This is a genomic window from Donghicola eburneus (assembly GCF_900115865.1).
Taxonomy (GTDB): Bacteria; Pseudomonadota; Alphaproteobacteria; order Rhodobacterales; family Rhodobacteraceae; genus Donghicola; species Donghicola eburneus.
Genome location: NZ_FOXY01000016.1, coordinates 37,665 through 52,206 on the forward strand (window position 1 = coordinate 37,665; position 14,542 = coordinate 52,206).

Consider the following 14,542-nt stretch of genomic DNA (forward strand, 5'->3'; position numbering starts at 1 on the left):
TACGGGTCGTGTCGCGGACAGACCAAGGTGAACGTGGTCAGTCCATGGTGGCCTGATCGCGTTTTTCGCGGGCAACCTTCAGCCGCGACGTTTTTCGGCGCTGGCTTGCTCTTCATCGTTCAGAAGCCGTTTGGCAGTCTCTGCAGTCTTGTCGAGCGCAGAGACAGGCGCAGCCGTTTTGGCCTTGGACGCAGAAACGCTGGGTGCCAAAGGCATCCCACCGTTTCCTCCTTGCGCCGGAACACTTGCTAGAAGGTCTTTAAACGTCGAGTTCACGCAAGTGCTAAGTTAGACGCGGATTCGCGACCATCACGGCCGGTCTCGATGTCAAAGGTCACAGCCTGATTGTCTTCGATGTGGCTGATTCCTGCGCGTTCAACCGCAGAAATATGCAAGAACACGTCTTTGCTTCCATGTTCGGGCTGAATGAAGCCGAAGCCTTTGGTGGTGTTGAACCATTTCACGGTGCCATTGGCCATATCCGTGTTCTCCTATAATATCGCTGCCCGCTACACTGCGACAGCTTGGCGTCGTCGATCCAAGTCGATCAACCGAAACCAAGGTTGTGGCGGCGGTAAAGCGAAGAGAAGTAACCTCAGCATCTCTGACATGGGCCTTCCATGTGCTTATTACAAGAAGCATTTGTGAATTGTCGAGAATTCAACGAAAGAAACGGGAGCGCTAGCAGGAATGCCCTGTCTCGGTCACCCGGCCCGAGATGTAACTGCCAAACAAGTATTCTAGCAAAACCCGTTGCCCAAATCGATCACGCGGTATCGCGAACGACCAGCTGCCCCAAAAAAGTTTTATCAAGATTTGTGTCCTGTTCGCTCTCCAAGACGTCAACCAGATATTCTGCCATTTCAGTGATTGGCTGGCGGTAGGTCGTGAGCCTGTAATTCAGGGTCTCAGCCAACGGAACATCGTCAAAACCGATGACCGCTATGTCTTCGGGAACACGTAGCTTCAGAGTATGCCGTATGGTATCAATCGCGCCGATAGCCAAGGCGTCGTTTTCGCAGACAATGATATCCGGCAGCGTATCCTTGGGCCTATTGCACAGCGCTTGGCGGACGATTTCCGAAGATAGCATCGGGTCATATTTGCTGACGGAAAAGACCTCTGGCGCGTAGTTCTGACGTTCTTTCCAAAAGCAGCAGAAGGTTTCTTTGCGGCGCAGATGGGCCGAATAGGTGCGGGGACCCGCCAGATACAGGGGGCGCTTGTAGCCTTTGCTCTCGACGTAATGCGCGATCTCGGTTGTAGCGGCTTCGTCATCGACGGCGATAGAGATTGTGTCCGGCGAATTCGATGTGCGCGCAAAAATGATGAGCTTTCTAAAGCGCCGCGCCGATTGAGCGGCCGAAAGTACCTCGTCGTCGAACTGGATACCAATCAGGATCGTCGCGTCCACGCGCCGCTGGCTGGCATTGAGCAGCGCGGATCCGGCGTCGGCACGATCAAGGGTGTTTACCAGCAAGCTGTCCCACCCCCGTTTGCGCATAATACGCGTAATCCGCTCGAGCATGACCAGCTTGTGTGGGTTGGCGAAATCGTCGATCAGCAACGCGGCAAGGTTCGACCGATCCGAGGCGAGCGACGCAGCCCGCAGGTCCGGCAGGTAGCCCATTTCCGTCGCAGCCTTCATCACTTTTTCACGGGTTTTGGGCGAGATGGACGCATCCCGTTTGAACGCGCGATTGACGGTCCAACGCGACACACCCGCCGCGGCAGCAACGTCGTCTGCAGTGATGTTTTCGGGCAGTCCTTGCTTCTTCAATGCTCATCCCTTCGCCGATTGAAAACGCGTGTAATGCAGTTTGGCGCAGAAAAATAGTGGGCAAAGTGTGGGGGTGCATGCGGCAGATCGGTCACGCGTGCTCGCAATTGGCAAAAAAATGCACGCGTGTGCAAAAACAGTTTGCACACGGGTGCAAGGCGTGTATGACTACTGGTCAGCAAGGCGCGGCGTCGAGTCGCACACGGGAGGAAAATATGCTGAAAGTTGGTTTGCTCGGCGCTGGCCGTATTGGTCAGGTGCATGCTGTGAATATTGCGGGAAATCTGCGCTCGACACTGGTGGCGGTCGCGGACGTCTATCCCGAAGCAGCAGAGATTTTGGCAGCGAAATACGGTGCAGAAGCCCGCTCGGTCAATGACGTGCTGAACGATCCGGACATTGACGCGGTCCTGATTGCCTCCTCGACCGATACCCATTCCGATCTGATCGAAGCGGCGACCGCAGCGGGCAAAGCCGTGCTGTGTGAAAAGCCTGTCGATCTGTCTCTAGAGCGGGCAAAAGCATGCCTTGAGGCCGCAGCGCAAACGGGCAAGCCTGTCATGATCGGCTTCAATCGCCGCTTTGATCCGAACTTTGGCGCGCTCAAAGCCGCCTCTGCTGCGGGCGAAATTGGCAAAGCAGAGCTGTTGTCGATCACATCCTTCGACCCCGCGCCGCCGCCCGTTAGCTACATCAAGGTCTCTGGCGGCCTTTTCCGCGATATGATGATCCATGACTTTGACATGGCGAATTTTGTGATGGGCGACCGGCCAGTGTCCATTCGCGCTGTCGGTAGTTCGATTGTCGACCCCGAGATTGGCGAGGCGGGCGACGTTGACACAGCCGTTGTCACCATGACTTACGCGGACGGCAAAATTGCTGTGATCAAGAACAGCCGCCGTGCGGTCTACGGCTACGATCAGCGTGTTGAACTGCTGGGGTCCGAAGGCTTGCTGCAGGCAGAAAACATGTTGGAAAACACCGTGGTCAAATCGACCACCGCTGGTGTTGCGTCGGCCAAACCTACCTACTTTTTCTTAGAGCGGTACATGCCTGCTTATGCGGTGGAGTGGGAGGCGTTTGTCGCGGCCGTGCTTGATGGCGCACCAATGCCTGTCACGCTCGAGGACGGCATCGCGGCGCTCGCTATGGCCGAGGCCGCAACCGAGTCCGCGAAATCCGGTCAAGCTGTCGAGGTGACCTACTAAGTCAGAGAATTCGTCTGCCAGCCCAAAGGAGGGGGCTGGTGGGCCATGGAATTCGGCACGGAGACACCCGTGCGGAATATCGGCGAAATATGCGCCATATCACCATTTGGGAGGAATAACATGAACAAGCTACTTGCATCTGTTGCGACCGCAGCGACCCTGATCGCAGCGCCCGCGATGGCGACCGACATTATCGTCGTCGCCCACGGTCAGGCAAATGACCCGTTCTGGTCAGTGGTCAAAAACGGTGTGGAAAAGGCGGCCGAGCACACGGGTGCCAATGTTGATTTCCGCTCTCCCGAGACCTTCGACATGGTCCAGATGAGCCAGCTGATCGACGCCGCTGTGAACCAAGAGCCTGATGGGCTTGTCGTATCGATCCCCGACGCGGATGCGCTTGGGCCGTCGATCAAGCGCGCAGTCGAGGCAGGCATCCCTGTGATCTCGATGAACTCTGGCTCGGACGTGGCCGAAGAACTGGGTGCGCTGCTGCACGTTGGTCAATCCGAATTTGACGCGGGTCTTGCCGCGGGCAAGAAGCTGGCCGAAATGGGCGGCACCAAAGGCATCTGTGTGAACCAAGAAGTGGGCAACGTCTCGCTCGACCTGCGCTGCGAAGGTTTCGCAGAGGGCTTCGGCCAAGAGGTTACCGTCATCCCCACCATGAACGATCCGACCGAAGTTGAATCTAAAGTCCGCGCGGCTCTGGAAGCAGATGAAGATGTCGACACCGTTCTGGGTCTGGGTGCGAGCCTTGTTGGTGAGCCTGCAGTCGCTGCGGTTCAGGCGATTGGCCGTGACGACGTTCTGGTCGCGTCTTTCGATCTGTCGGCAGGCTTTCTTGAGGCCGTGTCCGAAGGTAACGCCGCATTCGCGATTGACCAGCAGCAATTCCTGCAGGGTTATTTGCCTGTCGTCTTCCTTGCGATGAACGCGGAATACGGTCTGGTGCCCGGCGGCGACGTGCCCTCGGGTCCGAACCTTGTGACCCAAGATGCTGCGGCGCAGGTAATCGACCTGTCCGCGCAGGGCATCCGCTAATTCACTTTTTGCCGGGCTGCGGTATAGTCGCGGCCCGGTCTTTCATACCGGGAGGAAACCATGCCAACGGACGCCAGCATTTCGGCGGACGAACGGATCAAATCCGAGTCCTTTACAACTAGAATGATGAAGCGCCCTGAATTGGGAGCAATCGGCGGTGTGATCCTTGTCACCGTTTTCTTTTTGATCACAGCTGACAGCGCGATGTTCACCCTGTCGGGGATCATGAACTTTATGACGCCAGCGGCGCAGCTTGGCATTCTCGGGATCGCTGCGGCGATGCTGATGATTGGCGGTGAATTTGACCTCTCGATCGGCTCTATGGTCGCCTTTGCCGGTATGATTTTCGGTGTGTTCACCGTGAACCTTGGTCTGCCGCTGATCGTGGCCATTCCCTTTACCTTGGCATTCGCTGCCGCCATCGGTGCCGTGAACGGGATGATTGTGATCCGGACCGGCCTGCCGTCCTTTATCGTGACGCTTGCGGGGCTGTTCATTCTGCGCGGCGCATCTCTGGTCGGTCTCAAGCTCTTTACCGGCGGCTCCACCCAGCTGCGCGGTGTGCGCGATGCGGTCGAGGGCGATATGCTGGCGCCCATCTTCTCGGGCGAGGCGTTCGGCTTCTTGTTTTCGTGGCTGGCCCAAATGGGTCTGATCGAAACCTTTAAATCCGGCGCGCCCAAAGTGCCTGGCATCCCGGTTGAAATCCTGTGGTTCATCGCGCTGGCGTTGGTTGCGACCTATGTGCTGCTGCGCACCTCTGCGGGCAACTGGATCTTTGCGACTGGCGGTGACAGCAACGCGGCGAAAAACTCGGGTGTCCCTGTCACGCGCGTCAAAATCTCTTTGTTCATGCTGACGGCAATGGCTGCGGCGCTGGTCGCGATCATCACCGTGATTGACGCTGGTTCGACCGACGCCCGCCGCGGTTTCATGAAAGAATTCGAAGCGATCATCACAGCCGTCATAGGCGGATGCCTTCTGACAGGCGGCTACGGTTCGGCGATCGGCGCGTTCTTTGGCGCGATCATCTTTGGCATGGTGACCATTGGTCTGACCTACACCAATTTCGATCAGGACTGGTTCCAAGTCTTCCTTGGCGGGATGCTGCTCTTGGCCGTGGTGTTCAACAACGTGATCCGCAAACGTGTGACGGGGGAACGCTGATATGACTGCGCCTATCATCCACATGGAAAACATCAAAAAGCACTTCGGCAACGTGATTGCGCTGAACGGTGTGACCTTTGATGTGACACCCGGCGAGTGCCACTGCCTTTTGGGCGACAACGGTGCGGGCAAGTCGACATTCATCAAAACCATGTCTGGTGTGCACAAACCCACCGACGGCACGATCAGCTTCGAAGGCAAGCCGCTGTCCTTTAACAGCCCGCGTGACGCCATGGAGGCGGGGATCGCAACGGTGTTCCAAGACTTGGCGATGATCCCGCTGATGAGCGTAACGCGCAATTTCTTCATGGGTCGCGAGCCGCAAAAAGGCTCTGGCATCTTCAAGCGGTTCGACGTGGAGCGTGCGAACGAGATCTGCATGGAAGAGATGCGCAAGATGGGCATCAACCTACGTGCACCGGACCAAGCGGTCGGCACTCTGTCGGGCGGCGAACGCCAAACGGTGGCCATTGCCCGCGCGGTTTATTTCGGGGCCAAGGTCCTGATCCTTGACGAGCCGACATCCGCTTTGGGGGTTCGTCAGACGTCGAATGTTCTGTCCACTATTGCGCGCGTGCGCGAGCAGGGCGTCGGCGTGGTCTTTATCTCGCACAACGTGCGCCACGCGATGGCCGTGGGTGATCGCTTTACCGTTCTGAACCGTGGCCAGACCTTGGGGACTGCCGCAAAGGGCGAGATCACCTCGGCTGAGCTGCAGGATCTGATGGCCGGCGGTCAGGAGCTGGCGCAACTCGAAGGGTCACTTGGCGGGACGATTTAACCTCCCTGACCGCCACGCAGAGGCTGCGGCCTCTGCACCAATTCGAAGTGAGGACATCTCATGGACAGGAACATGCCAGAGAAGCCACTTGGCGTCGCTCTGATCGGAACTGGCTTTATGGGTAAGTGCCATGCTCTGGCTTGGCGGACTGTGGCAGCAACCTTTGGCGGCGCGCATCCGCGGCTAGAGGTTCTGTGCGATGCGACCCAAGAGAGTGCCGAGCGCCATGCCGCTCAGTTCGGCTTTGCCCGTTCGACCACGGATTGGCGCGCGGCGGTTGCGGATCCGGCCGTGGATGTGGTCTCGATCACCACGCCCAATGGAATGCACCGTATGATGGCCGAAGCGGCTTTGACCGCAGGCAAGCATGTCTGGCTCGAAAAGCCTATGGCCCTGACCATGGAAGACGCTGAAGCGATGGCCGATTTGGCGCAGCAGTGTCCGGATCAAGTGACGATCCTTGGGTATAATTACACCCGCAGTCCTGCCTTTCAGGCCGCCGTGCAGATGGTCGCAAATGGCGAAATTGGCACGCCGCTCAGTTTTCGCGGGGTGTATGATGAGGATTACAGCGCCGACCCCAATCTGCCATGGCACTGGCGCATGACGGACGAGGGCGGGGGACTAGGTGCTTTGGGTGACTTAGGCTGTCATTTGGTAAGCCAGATGATCGCGCTAATGGGGCCTGTTGCGCAGGTGACAGCTCAAACCCAAATCGCGGTTCCAACGCGCCACAGCACTGAGGGTCCAAAAGCTGTTGAAAACGAAGACAGCGCGCTCGCGCTGCTCCGGTTTGCGTCCGGCGCGCAAGGCAGCTTTGCCACATCACGCGTCGCGCGGGGCCGGAAATGCCGTTTGCAGTGGGAAGTGCATGGCTCGCTTGGAACCTTGGTTTTTGATCAAGAGAACATGAATGAACTCTGGGTCCATCGCGCCGGTGACGCGGGCTTTGTCCGTCACCTGAGCGGACCGGATCAGCCAGATTTTGCGGTGTTCTGCCCTGCACCGGGCCATAATTTCGGTTTCAACGAACAAAAGGTCATCGAAGCACGGGACCTGTGCCGCGCGATTGCGGGTGGTGCACCCTGCGGGCCGGATTTCGCGGCGGGGCTGGAGATCGAGCGCGTCATTCACGCAATGGCACGTTCGAACGGAACTGCGGTGGCGCTGTGAGACAAGGTTTGAATGGGAAAAGGGCGTCAGGCGCCGCCGGGGCGCGGCCCCGGACCCCGGAGTATTTTTGCCAAAGTGAAGTGGCAGGGAGAGAGTTATGAGCGATTTGGACGTAATCACGATAGGTCGGGCTGGCGTTGATTTGTACGGGGCGCAGATTGGCGGGCGGCTCGAGGACATGGGGTCCTTTGAGAAGTATATCGGCGGGTCTCCGACGAACATTGCATGTGGGACGGCGCGTTTGGGTCTGAAGACGGCTCTGATTTCCCGTGTGGGCGACGAGCATATGGGGCGCTTCATTCTGGAGCAGTTGGCGCGTGAGGGTGTGTGCACCGATGGTGTAGTGACTGACCCCGAGCGTCTGACGGCTTTGGTGATCCTTGGCATTCGCGACGAAGAGCAATTCCCCCTCATCTTCTACCGCGAGAACTGTGCAGACATGGCGCTGTGCGAGGATGACATTGACGAGGGTTTCATCAAGCGGGCGCGGGCGGTCGTGGTGACGGGCACGCACCTGAGCCATCCGCGTACCGAAGCGGCTGTGATCAAGGCGCTGGAACTGGCGCGCAAGCACGGGTTGCGGACGGCGCTGGACATCGACTACCGCCCGAACCTTTGGGGCGTTGCGGGCCACGGGGATGGCGAGAGCCGCTTTGTGGAAAGCGCCAAGGTCACCGAGAAGCTGCTGTCGACCTTGCATTATTTCGACCTGATTGTGGGCACCGAAGAGGAATTCCACATCGCGGGCGGCTCGACAGACACGGTCAAAGCCCTGCGCGCGGTGCGCGAGAACTCTGGCGCGACACTGGTCTGCAAGCGCGGCGCCCTTGGCGCGGTGGCGTTCGAAGGTGATGTGCCGGACAGCTTGGATGACGGGCAGACCGGCGAGGGCTTCCCCATCGAGGTGTTCAATGTTTTGGGCGCGGGCGACGGGTTCTTCTCGGGTCTTCTGAAGGGCTGGATGGACGATGCCGGTTGGCCTGTGGCGCTGAAGTACGCCAATGCCTGCGGGGCCTTTGCGGTCAGCCGTCACGGCTGCACGCCGGCGTACCCTTCGTTGACCGAGCTAGAGTACTTCCTGGAGCGCGGCGTCAAACAGAAAGACCTGCGCAACGACGCGGATCTGGAGCAGATCCACTGGTCCACCACGCGCTACACCCGCAATGCGGGCGACTGGTCGACCATGCGTGTGTTCGCGTTTGACCACCGCCTGCAGCTCGAAGAGATGGACGGCTACACGCTGGCCAAAGGTGGCGAGTTCAAGGAACTCTGCATGAAGGCCGCCGTTCAGGTGCAGGATGGCCGCGATGGCTACGGCATTCTGTGCGACAACCGCATTGGCCGCTCTGCTTTGCATGCGGCGTCTGGCTCGGGTCTGTGGATCGGACGTCCGACCGAATGGCCAGGCTCGCGCCCGCTGACGCTGGAGCCGGAACTGGGGACCGACTTTGGCGGTCTGAACCAGTGGGCCAAAGAGAACGTGGTGAAGTGTTTGTGTTTCTGCCACCCCGATGACGATGCGGCCACCCGCGCCGATCAGGAAGCCACCGTGAAGCGCCTGTTCGAAGCGTCGCGCCGCAATGGTCTGGAGTTCCTGCTCGAGGTGATCCCGTCCAAGGTCGGCCCGATCGATGACGAGACCACGCCGACCCTGATCCGCCAGTTCTACGAGATCGGTGTCTACCCCGATTGGTGGAAGCTGGAGCCGCTGAAGACCGCAGACGCTTGGGCCAAGGCCGTGGCCGCGATCGAGGAGTATGACCTGCACACCCGCGGGATCGTGGTTCTGGGTCTGGATGCCCCCGAGGCAGAGTTGGCGGCGTCCTTCGAAGTGGCGGCTGGCTTTGGTCTGGTGAAGGGGTTTGCCGTGGGCCGGACGATCTTTGGCGATGCGGCACGGGCCTGGATGAAGGGCGAGATGTCGGACGAGGCGGCGATCGAACAGATGGCGGCGCGCTACACCCGCCTGTGTCAGGTCTGGGACACGGCCCGCGAGAGCGCACGGCGCAACGCGGCCTGAGGATGGATCGGGCGTGTGCGGGGGCCAGCCCCCGCGCCCCCGGAGTATTTGAGACAAAGTTGAAAGCAGGGGCCTGCGTTGAGGGGTCCTTTGTGCGGGAGAAGACGATGGGCACGATCCGGCTGACAGCGGCGCAGGCCATGGTGAAGTGGCTGAGTGTACAGCTGACCGAAGAGGGTGAGCGGTACATTGACGGCATGTGGGCGATCTTTGGCCACGGGAATGTGGCGGGCATCGGCGAGGCGCTGCATGCTTACCGCGATGTGTTCCCCACCTGGCGCGGCCAGAACGAGCAGACCATGGCCCATGCGGCGATTGCCTATGCCAAGGGCAAGAAGCGCACACGGGCGATGGCGGTGACCAGTTCCATTGGGCCGGGGTCCACGAACGTGGTGACGGCTGCGGCGCTCGCCCATGTGAACCGGTTGCCTCTGCTCATTGTGGCGGGCGATGTGTTTGCGAACCGCAAGCCCGATCCGGTCCTGCAGCAGGTCGAGGATTTTGATGACGGCACCATCAGCGCCAACGACTGCTTCAAGCCCGTGAGCCGGTATTTTGACCGCATCACGCGCCCCGAGCATCTGTTGTCGGCGCTGCCGCGTGCCCTGCGGGTGATGACCGATCCGGCGAACTGTGGTCCGGCGACCATTGCTTTCTGTCAGGACGTGCAGGCCGAGGCCTATGACTGGCCCGAAGAGTTTTTTGAACCCCGCGTGTGGTACATCCGCCGTCCGGCCCCTGATGCCGGCGAGTTGGCCCGCGTGGCCGAGGTGATCAAGGGCGCCAAGAACCCCGTGATCATCGCCGGCGGCGGTGTGATCTATAGCCAAGCCGAAGAGACGCTGGCGGACTTCGCGGCCAAGCACAACATCCCCGTGGCCGAGACCCAGGCGGGCAAATCGGCGCTGCCCCAGAGCCATCCCATGAGCTTTGGTGCGAGTGGCGTGGATGGGTCGGCGGCGGCGAACGCCGTGTCGGCATCGGCCGATGTGGTGATCGGGGTTGGCACCCGGTTCCAGGACTTCACCACCGGCTCGCGGACTATGTTCGCAGACGGGGCCAAGCTGGTCTCGGTGAACATCCACGGTTACGACGCGGCCAAGCACGGGGCAGAGGCCTTGGTGGCGGACGCCAAGGTCGCGCTGGAGCTGCTGACCGATCTCTTGGGGGACTACCGCGCTGAGGCCTGCGATCCGGCAGCCCGCGAGGACTGGCTGCGGGCGGTGGATGCCTATTGCGCCCGTCCCGAGGATCAGGACGCCCTGCCCACCGACGGTCAGGTGATCGGCGCCGTGCAGCGCGCTACCAGCGAGAGCGCCATTGCCATGTGTGCCGCGGGCACCATGCCCGGTGCGCTAAAACTGCTGTGGCAGCCGAGCCAAGGCGGCTATCACATGGAATACGGTTATTCCTGCATGGGCTACGAGGTGGCGGGCGCCATGGGTCTGAAGCTGGCGCGTCCAGAGCGCGAAGTGATCTGCTTTGTGGGCGATGGCAGCTACATGATGGCGAACGCGGAACTGGCGAGCGCGGTGATGCGGCGTATTCCGTTTACCGTGGTGCTGACGGACAATCGCGGCTACGGCTGCATCAACCGCCTGCAGACCATGGGCTGCGGGGGCGAGCCGTTCAACAACATGTACGTGGATTGCAACATCGAGGCGCAGCCCGAGATCGACTATGTGGCGCACGCAGCAAGCATGGGCGCTCATGCGGTCAAGGCCAGCGGCACCGACGCGCTGGAGGCCGAGATCAAGGCGGCACGCGGGCGCAACATCCCGACGGTGATCGTGATCGACACCATCGCCAAGGACTTCCCCGGCACCGGCCTCGAAACCTCCGCAGGCGCGCACGGGTACTTCTGGGATGTGGCCGTGCCAGAGGTCAGCGACCGCGAGAAGCAGCGCAACCGCTATGCCGAGTACATCACACAGATCGCAAAACAGACCGGCGTGAACTGACGCAAATGGTGGGACACGCGGGGCGCTGCCCCGCACCCCGAGGTATTTGCTCCCAAGATGAAGCCGCAAGCCATTGATGAAGAAAGAGACGACCATGATCAGGTTCGGAACTAATCCCATTGCGTGGGCGAACGATGATGACCAATCCATCGGCAAAGACATCCCGACCCAGCGCATTCTGCAAGAGGCAGGCCGCTTGATCGGCTTTGACGGGATCGAGAATGGGCACAGGTGGCCGCAGGACGATCCCGAGGCGCTGCGCGCGCTGCTGGCCGACTACGGCATGGTCTTTGTGTCGGGCTGGTATTCGACGGAGCTTCTGACCCGTTCGGTCGAGGATGAAATCGCCGCCGTTCAAGGGCATTTGGCCAAGCTCAAGCACAACGACTGCAAGGTCTGCATCGTGTGCGAGTGTTCGAACACCGTGCATGGAAGCCCTGACGTGCCCGTGAATGATCGTCCGCGCCTGACGGACGAAGAGATGCGCACGTTTGGCGCCAAAATGGAAGAATTCGCGGCCTATTTGGCGGGCGAAGGCATCACCTTGGCCTATCACCACCACATGGGCACCGTGGTTGAAAGCCCCGAAGACATTGATGCCTTTCTGGCTGCAACTGGTCCGGCCACGCAGCTTCTGTTTGATGCGGGGCATTGTACCTTTGGTGGCGGCGATCCCGAGGCCGTGCTGCGCAAGCACGTGAACCGCGTGGCCCATTTCCATGCCAAGAATATCCGTCCTGATGTGACCGCCAAGGTCCGTGCCGAGAACCTGTCATTCCTGCAGGGCGTTCTGGCAGGGGCCTTTACGGTGCCCGGCGATCAGGACGGGGCGGTGGATTTCGCGCCCTTGCTGCAACTCCTGAAGGAGGCAGGCTATGACGGCTGGATCGTAATCGAGGCCGAGCAGGATCCGGAGCTGCGCAACCCTCTGCTCTATCAAACTCTGGGCTTGCATACGCTCAAGCGGATCTCCCGCGAGGTGGGTCTGATCTGAGGCGTATAGGCGTTCCGGTTGCACAGGCCGGAGCGATCCCTGACTGTGCGGGCAGAGAGTTCCAAGAGGAGAGACTGGATGATTGATCCGACCGATCCGTTCTTTGCCCCGCTGTGGCGGCGCATTGTGATTGTCGCGCTGTGCCTGGGGTGGGCGCTGTTCGAGGTGGCCACTGGATCGCCCGGATGGGCGCTGATGTTTGGGGCGGCGGGGGCCTATGCGGCGTTCAAGCTGCTGGGGCCTGGATATCGCCGTGCCCATGAGGACAAGGATAAGAATGATGGCTGATCTTTTAAAGAAACCCTTTGGCGACCACGGCAAGGTGCACCAAATCACTCCGGAGTCGGCGGGCTGGCGGTATGTGGGCTTCTCGCTGTATCGCCTGCGCGAGGGTGAAAGCGTGTCCGAGGTCACGGGGGATCGCGAGGTCATTCTGGTGATGGTCGAGGGCAAAGCGACCATCTCTGCAGCAGGCAAAGATTGGGGCGAGCTTGGCGAGCGCATGAGTGTCTTTGAAAAGACGCCCCCGCACTGCCTGTATGTTCCCAATAACGACAAATGGGATGCGACGGCCACTACCGAGTGCACGATCGCAGTCTGCTCGGCCCCTGGCATCGGCGGCCACGAAGCGCGCCGGATCGGGCCGGATGGGATCGAACTGACCCAGCGCGGCGAAGGCGTGAACACCCGCTATATCAACAACATCGCGATGGAAAACGAAGACTACTGCGACAGCCTCTTGGTGACCGAAGTGTTCACCCCTGCGGGCCATTGGTCATCTTTCCCCAGCCACCGGCATGATGAAGATGACTTCCCGCGCATCACCTATCTGGAAGAGACCTACTATCACCGCCTGAACCCCGCCGATGGGTTTGGCATCCAGCGCGTTTATACCGATGACGGGCAGCTGGATGAGACCATGGCCGTCAAAGATGGCGATGTGGTCTGCGTCCCCCGTGGCCATCACCCCTGCGGCGCGCCCTATGGGTTCGAAATGTATTACCTGAACGTCATGGCAGGTCCCCTGCGCAAATGGCGCTTTGTCCCAGCCCCCGAAGTCGAACATATGTTCTAAGAGGAAACCAGAGATGTCCAAGATTTTTCAGCTGGCCGCCTGCGCAGAAATGCTCTGGCTCGACAAACCGATTGAATGGCGCGCTGCCCGTCTGACCGAGCGGGGCCTTGGCGTGGGGCTGTGGAATTACCCAGATCACGACCTCGCGAAGCTCGAGGCTGTGGGTGCCAACTACACCATCATGAATGGCTATTTGGTTGGCCGTCTGGCTGATGACGCGGGTTCGGATGCGCTGATCTCATCGGCGCGAGAAACCGCGCAGGTGGGCAAACGGCTTGGAGTGGATCGGCTAAATTTGCACGGCACAGGCCTTGGCGAGGGGGGCATTCCCGAGTGGCAGCATGATGTCGTCACTGGTCCCATGTGGATCAAGGCAAAGGACACGCTGAACCGCATTTGCGATATGGCCGAGGACGAGGGCGTGGTCTTTACGCTCGAAAACCTGAACTTGTTGGATCACCCTGGTTGTCCGTTTGGCCGGACTGAAGACGTTTTGGCGCTGGTGTCGTCCATTGACCGCCCGCAATTGCGGATTAACCTCGATCTCTACCACACCCAGATCGGCGAGGGTGATTTGCTGCGCTGGTGCGAGAAGTGCTTGCCTTGGATTGGCGAAGTGCAGGTCGCGGACAACCCTGGACGGTTTGAGCCGGGAACAGGAGAGATCAATTATCTCGCCATCGCCGCTGGTCTCAAAAGCATGGGCTACACTGGCCCCGTTGGATTGGAAGCATGGGCGCAGTCGGACAGCGATGCCGCAGTTGACGCGTTTGTTGCGGCGTTTTCTGAGTGAAAGACGTAAGCCTCCCTTCGCAGTGACGCGAGGGAGGCTTGCTAAGGCTTCAGAGCTGGTTGCGCGCTGTCGAGCAGCCCCGACGCGCAGTCTGGATTATTCGCGATAGGTCGAGTGGCACGCCTTGCACGTCCCGCCTATGCGGCCGAGCGCGGGGCGCAGGTCCACTTCGGTGGTGATTGTCCCCGCCAGCGCGCTCGCGGTTTGCTCTGTGTCCATTGCCAAGGCAGCAAAGTCGTCCCACTGTTCCCAGATTATGGGCAGAGCTTCGGACTTGGGGTCCTGTGCGGGCGTTTCGAACAGAGGGGCAATCTGCGCCGAATGCACGGCAAGTTCGGCCAGTGCAGCATTGGCGGCATCTGCGTCAAAGGCGCGTTCGCCCTTGGCCATGGTGCCGATCACCTTTACCTGATCCCCGATGGCTTTCATAACCTCCATCCGCGCCATAACATCTTTGTCTTTGACGCCGCCATGGGCCAACGCGGCGGTGCCGAACGCGATGAGCGCGAATGTCATGGTCTTTTTCATAGTCTGGTTCCTGCTGGTAAT

Annotated in this window: 15 protein-coding genes; 11 read left to right on the forward strand and 4 right to left on the reverse strand. The window is 60.1% G+C overall.

Annotated features, from left to right (window positions below; all coding sequences use genetic code 11):
* Positions 1–78: 78 nt before the first annotated feature.
* The 3 genes from BM225_RS22225 to BM225_RS19175 form a co-directional block, all read right to left on the reverse strand.
* Entirely contained in the window at positions 79–216 is a 138-nt protein-coding gene (locus BM225_RS22225; protein ID WP_245780551.1) for a hypothetical protein, read from the reverse strand.
* Positions 217–272: 56 nt separating this feature from the next.
* Positions 273–479: a cold-shock protein gene (locus BM225_RS19170; RefSeq protein ID WP_092465234.1), complete on the reverse strand. Its 207-nt coding sequence runs from the start codon at positions 477–479 to the stop codon at positions 273–275.
* Between the two features lie 287 nt (positions 480–766).
* Entirely contained in the window at positions 767–1,780 is a 1,014-nt protein-coding gene (locus tag BM225_RS19175) for a LacI family DNA-binding transcriptional regulator (RefSeq protein ID WP_092465235.1), read from the reverse strand.
* Between the two features lie 215 nt (positions 1,781–1,995).
* Between BM225_RS19175 and iolG the strand changes: the two genes are divergently transcribed.
* From iolG to BM225_RS19230, 11 genes are all read left to right on the forward strand, one after another.
* Entirely contained in the window at positions 1,996–2,988 is a 993-nt protein-coding gene (iolG, locus tag BM225_RS19180) for an inositol 2-dehydrogenase (protein ID WP_092465236.1), read from the forward strand.
* Positions 2,989–3,108: 120 nt separating this feature from the next.
* Positions 3,109–4,029 (forward strand): sugar ABC transporter substrate-binding protein, encoded by a 921-nt coding sequence (locus BM225_RS19185; RefSeq protein ID WP_092465237.1) that lies wholly within the window; start codon positions 3,109–3,111, stop codon positions 4,027–4,029.
* Between the two features lie 60 nt (positions 4,030–4,089).
* A complete protein-coding gene (locus BM225_RS19190; RefSeq protein ID WP_092465238.1) occupies positions 4,090–5,196 on the forward strand; it encodes an ABC transporter permease in 1,107 nt (368 codons plus the stop codon).
* A gap of 1 nt (position 5,197) precedes the next feature.
* Entirely contained in the window at positions 5,198–5,977 is a 780-nt protein-coding gene (locus tag BM225_RS19195) for an ATP-binding cassette domain-containing protein (RefSeq protein ID WP_092465239.1), read from the forward strand.
* Between the two features lie 60 nt (positions 5,978–6,037).
* A complete protein-coding gene (locus BM225_RS19200) occupies positions 6,038–7,150 on the forward strand; it encodes a Gfo/Idh/MocA family protein (RefSeq protein WP_092465240.1) in 1,113 nt (370 codons plus the stop codon).
* A 97-nt stretch (positions 7,151–7,247) separates the two neighbouring features.
* Positions 7,248–9,170 carry a bifunctional 5-dehydro-2-deoxygluconokinase/5-dehydro-2-deoxyphosphogluconate aldolase gene (locus tag BM225_RS19205; protein ID WP_092465241.1) on the forward strand — a complete coding sequence of 641 codons (1,923 nt, stop codon included), beginning with the start codon at positions 7,248–7,250 and terminating at the stop codon, positions 9,168–9,170.
* Positions 9,171–9,277: 107 nt separating this feature from the next.
* Positions 9,278–11,131 carry a 3D-(3,5/4)-trihydroxycyclohexane-1,2-dione acylhydrolase (decyclizing) gene (iolD, locus tag BM225_RS19210; protein ID WP_092465242.1) on the forward strand — a complete coding sequence of 618 codons (1,854 nt, stop codon included), beginning with the start codon at positions 9,278–9,280 and terminating at the stop codon, positions 11,129–11,131.
* 94 nt (positions 11,132–11,225) lie between these two features.
* Positions 11,226–12,125 carry a myo-inosose-2 dehydratase gene (gene iolE / locus BM225_RS19215; RefSeq protein WP_092465243.1) on the forward strand — a complete coding sequence of 300 codons (900 nt, stop codon included), beginning with the start codon at positions 11,226–11,228 and terminating at the stop codon, positions 12,123–12,125.
* A gap of 78 nt (positions 12,126–12,203) precedes the next feature.
* Complete coding sequence (locus BM225_RS19220) at positions 12,204–12,413, forward strand: hypothetical protein (RefSeq protein WP_072704254.1); 210 nt, start codon at positions 12,204–12,206, stop codon at positions 12,411–12,413.
* Positions 12,406–13,200 carry a 5-deoxy-glucuronate isomerase gene (gene iolB, locus BM225_RS19225; RefSeq protein WP_092465244.1) on the forward strand — a complete coding sequence of 265 codons (795 nt, stop codon included), beginning with the start codon at positions 12,406–12,408 and terminating at the stop codon, positions 13,198–13,200. The genes BM225_RS19220 and iolB overlap by 8 nt, the downstream gene beginning before the upstream one ends.
* A 13-nt stretch (positions 13,201–13,213) precedes the next feature.
* On the forward strand, positions 13,214–13,993 hold the full coding sequence (locus tag BM225_RS19230; RefSeq protein ID WP_092465245.1) for a TIM barrel protein: 780 nt from the start codon (positions 13,214–13,216) through the stop codon (positions 13,991–13,993).
* A 96-nt stretch (positions 13,994–14,089) separates the two neighbouring features.
* Here BM225_RS19230 and BM225_RS19235 read toward each other — a convergent pair whose 3' ends face one another.
* Complete coding sequence (locus tag BM225_RS19235; RefSeq protein ID WP_092465246.1) at positions 14,090–14,521, reverse strand: c-type cytochrome; 432 nt, start codon at positions 14,519–14,521, stop codon at positions 14,090–14,092.
* Positions 14,522–14,542 lie beyond the last annotated feature (21 nt).

What these genes read in the sequence shown, in the direction of transcription:
- BM225_RS19205 (WP_092465241.1), top strand. Translation starts at nt 7,248, where the DNA reads ATGAGCGATTTGGACGTAATCACGATAGGTCGGGCTGGCGTTGATTTG.
- iolG (WP_092465236.1), top strand. Translation starts at nt 1,996, where the DNA reads ATGCTGAAAGTTGGTTTGCTCGGCGCTGGCCGTATTGGTCAGGTGCAT.
- BM225_RS19170 (WP_092465234.1), bottom strand. Translation starts at nt 479, where the DNA reads ATGGCCAATGGCACCGTGAAATGGTTCAACACCACCAAAGGCTTCGGC.
- BM225_RS19200 (WP_092465240.1), top strand. Translation starts at nt 6,038, where the DNA reads ATGGACAGGAACATGCCAGAGAAGCCACTTGGCGTCGCTCTGATCGGA.
- BM225_RS19230 (WP_092465245.1), top strand. Translation starts at nt 13,214, where the DNA reads ATGTCCAAGATTTTTCAGCTGGCCGCCTGCGCAGAAATGCTCTGGCTC.
- BM225_RS19220 (WP_072704254.1), top strand. Translation starts at nt 12,204, where the DNA reads ATGATTGATCCGACCGATCCGTTCTTTGCCCCGCTGTGGCGGCGCATT.
- iolB (WP_092465244.1), top strand. Translation starts at nt 12,406, where the DNA reads ATGGCTGATCTTTTAAAGAAACCCTTTGGCGACCACGGCAAGGTGCAC.
- BM225_RS19190 (WP_092465238.1), top strand. Translation starts at nt 4,090, where the DNA reads ATGCCAACGGACGCCAGCATTTCGGCGGACGAACGGATCAAATCCGAG.
- BM225_RS19185 (WP_092465237.1), top strand. Translation starts at nt 3,109, where the DNA reads ATGAACAAGCTACTTGCATCTGTTGCGACCGCAGCGACCCTGATCGCA.
- BM225_RS19195 (WP_092465239.1), top strand. Translation starts at nt 5,198, where the DNA reads ATGACTGCGCCTATCATCCACATGGAAAACATCAAAAAGCACTTCGGC.
- iolD (WP_092465242.1), top strand. Translation starts at nt 9,278, where the DNA reads ATGGGCACGATCCGGCTGACAGCGGCGCAGGCCATGGTGAAGTGGCTG.
- BM225_RS19235 (WP_092465246.1), bottom strand. Translation starts at nt 14,521, where the DNA reads ATGAAAAAGACCATGACATTCGCGCTCATCGCGTTCGGCACCGCCGCG.
- iolE (WP_092465243.1), top strand. Translation starts at nt 11,226, where the DNA reads ATGATCAGGTTCGGAACTAATCCCATTGCGTGGGCGAACGATGATGAC.
- BM225_RS22225 (WP_245780551.1), bottom strand. Translation starts at nt 216, where the DNA reads ATGCCTTTGGCACCCAGCGTTTCTGCGTCCAAGGCCAAAACGGCTGCG.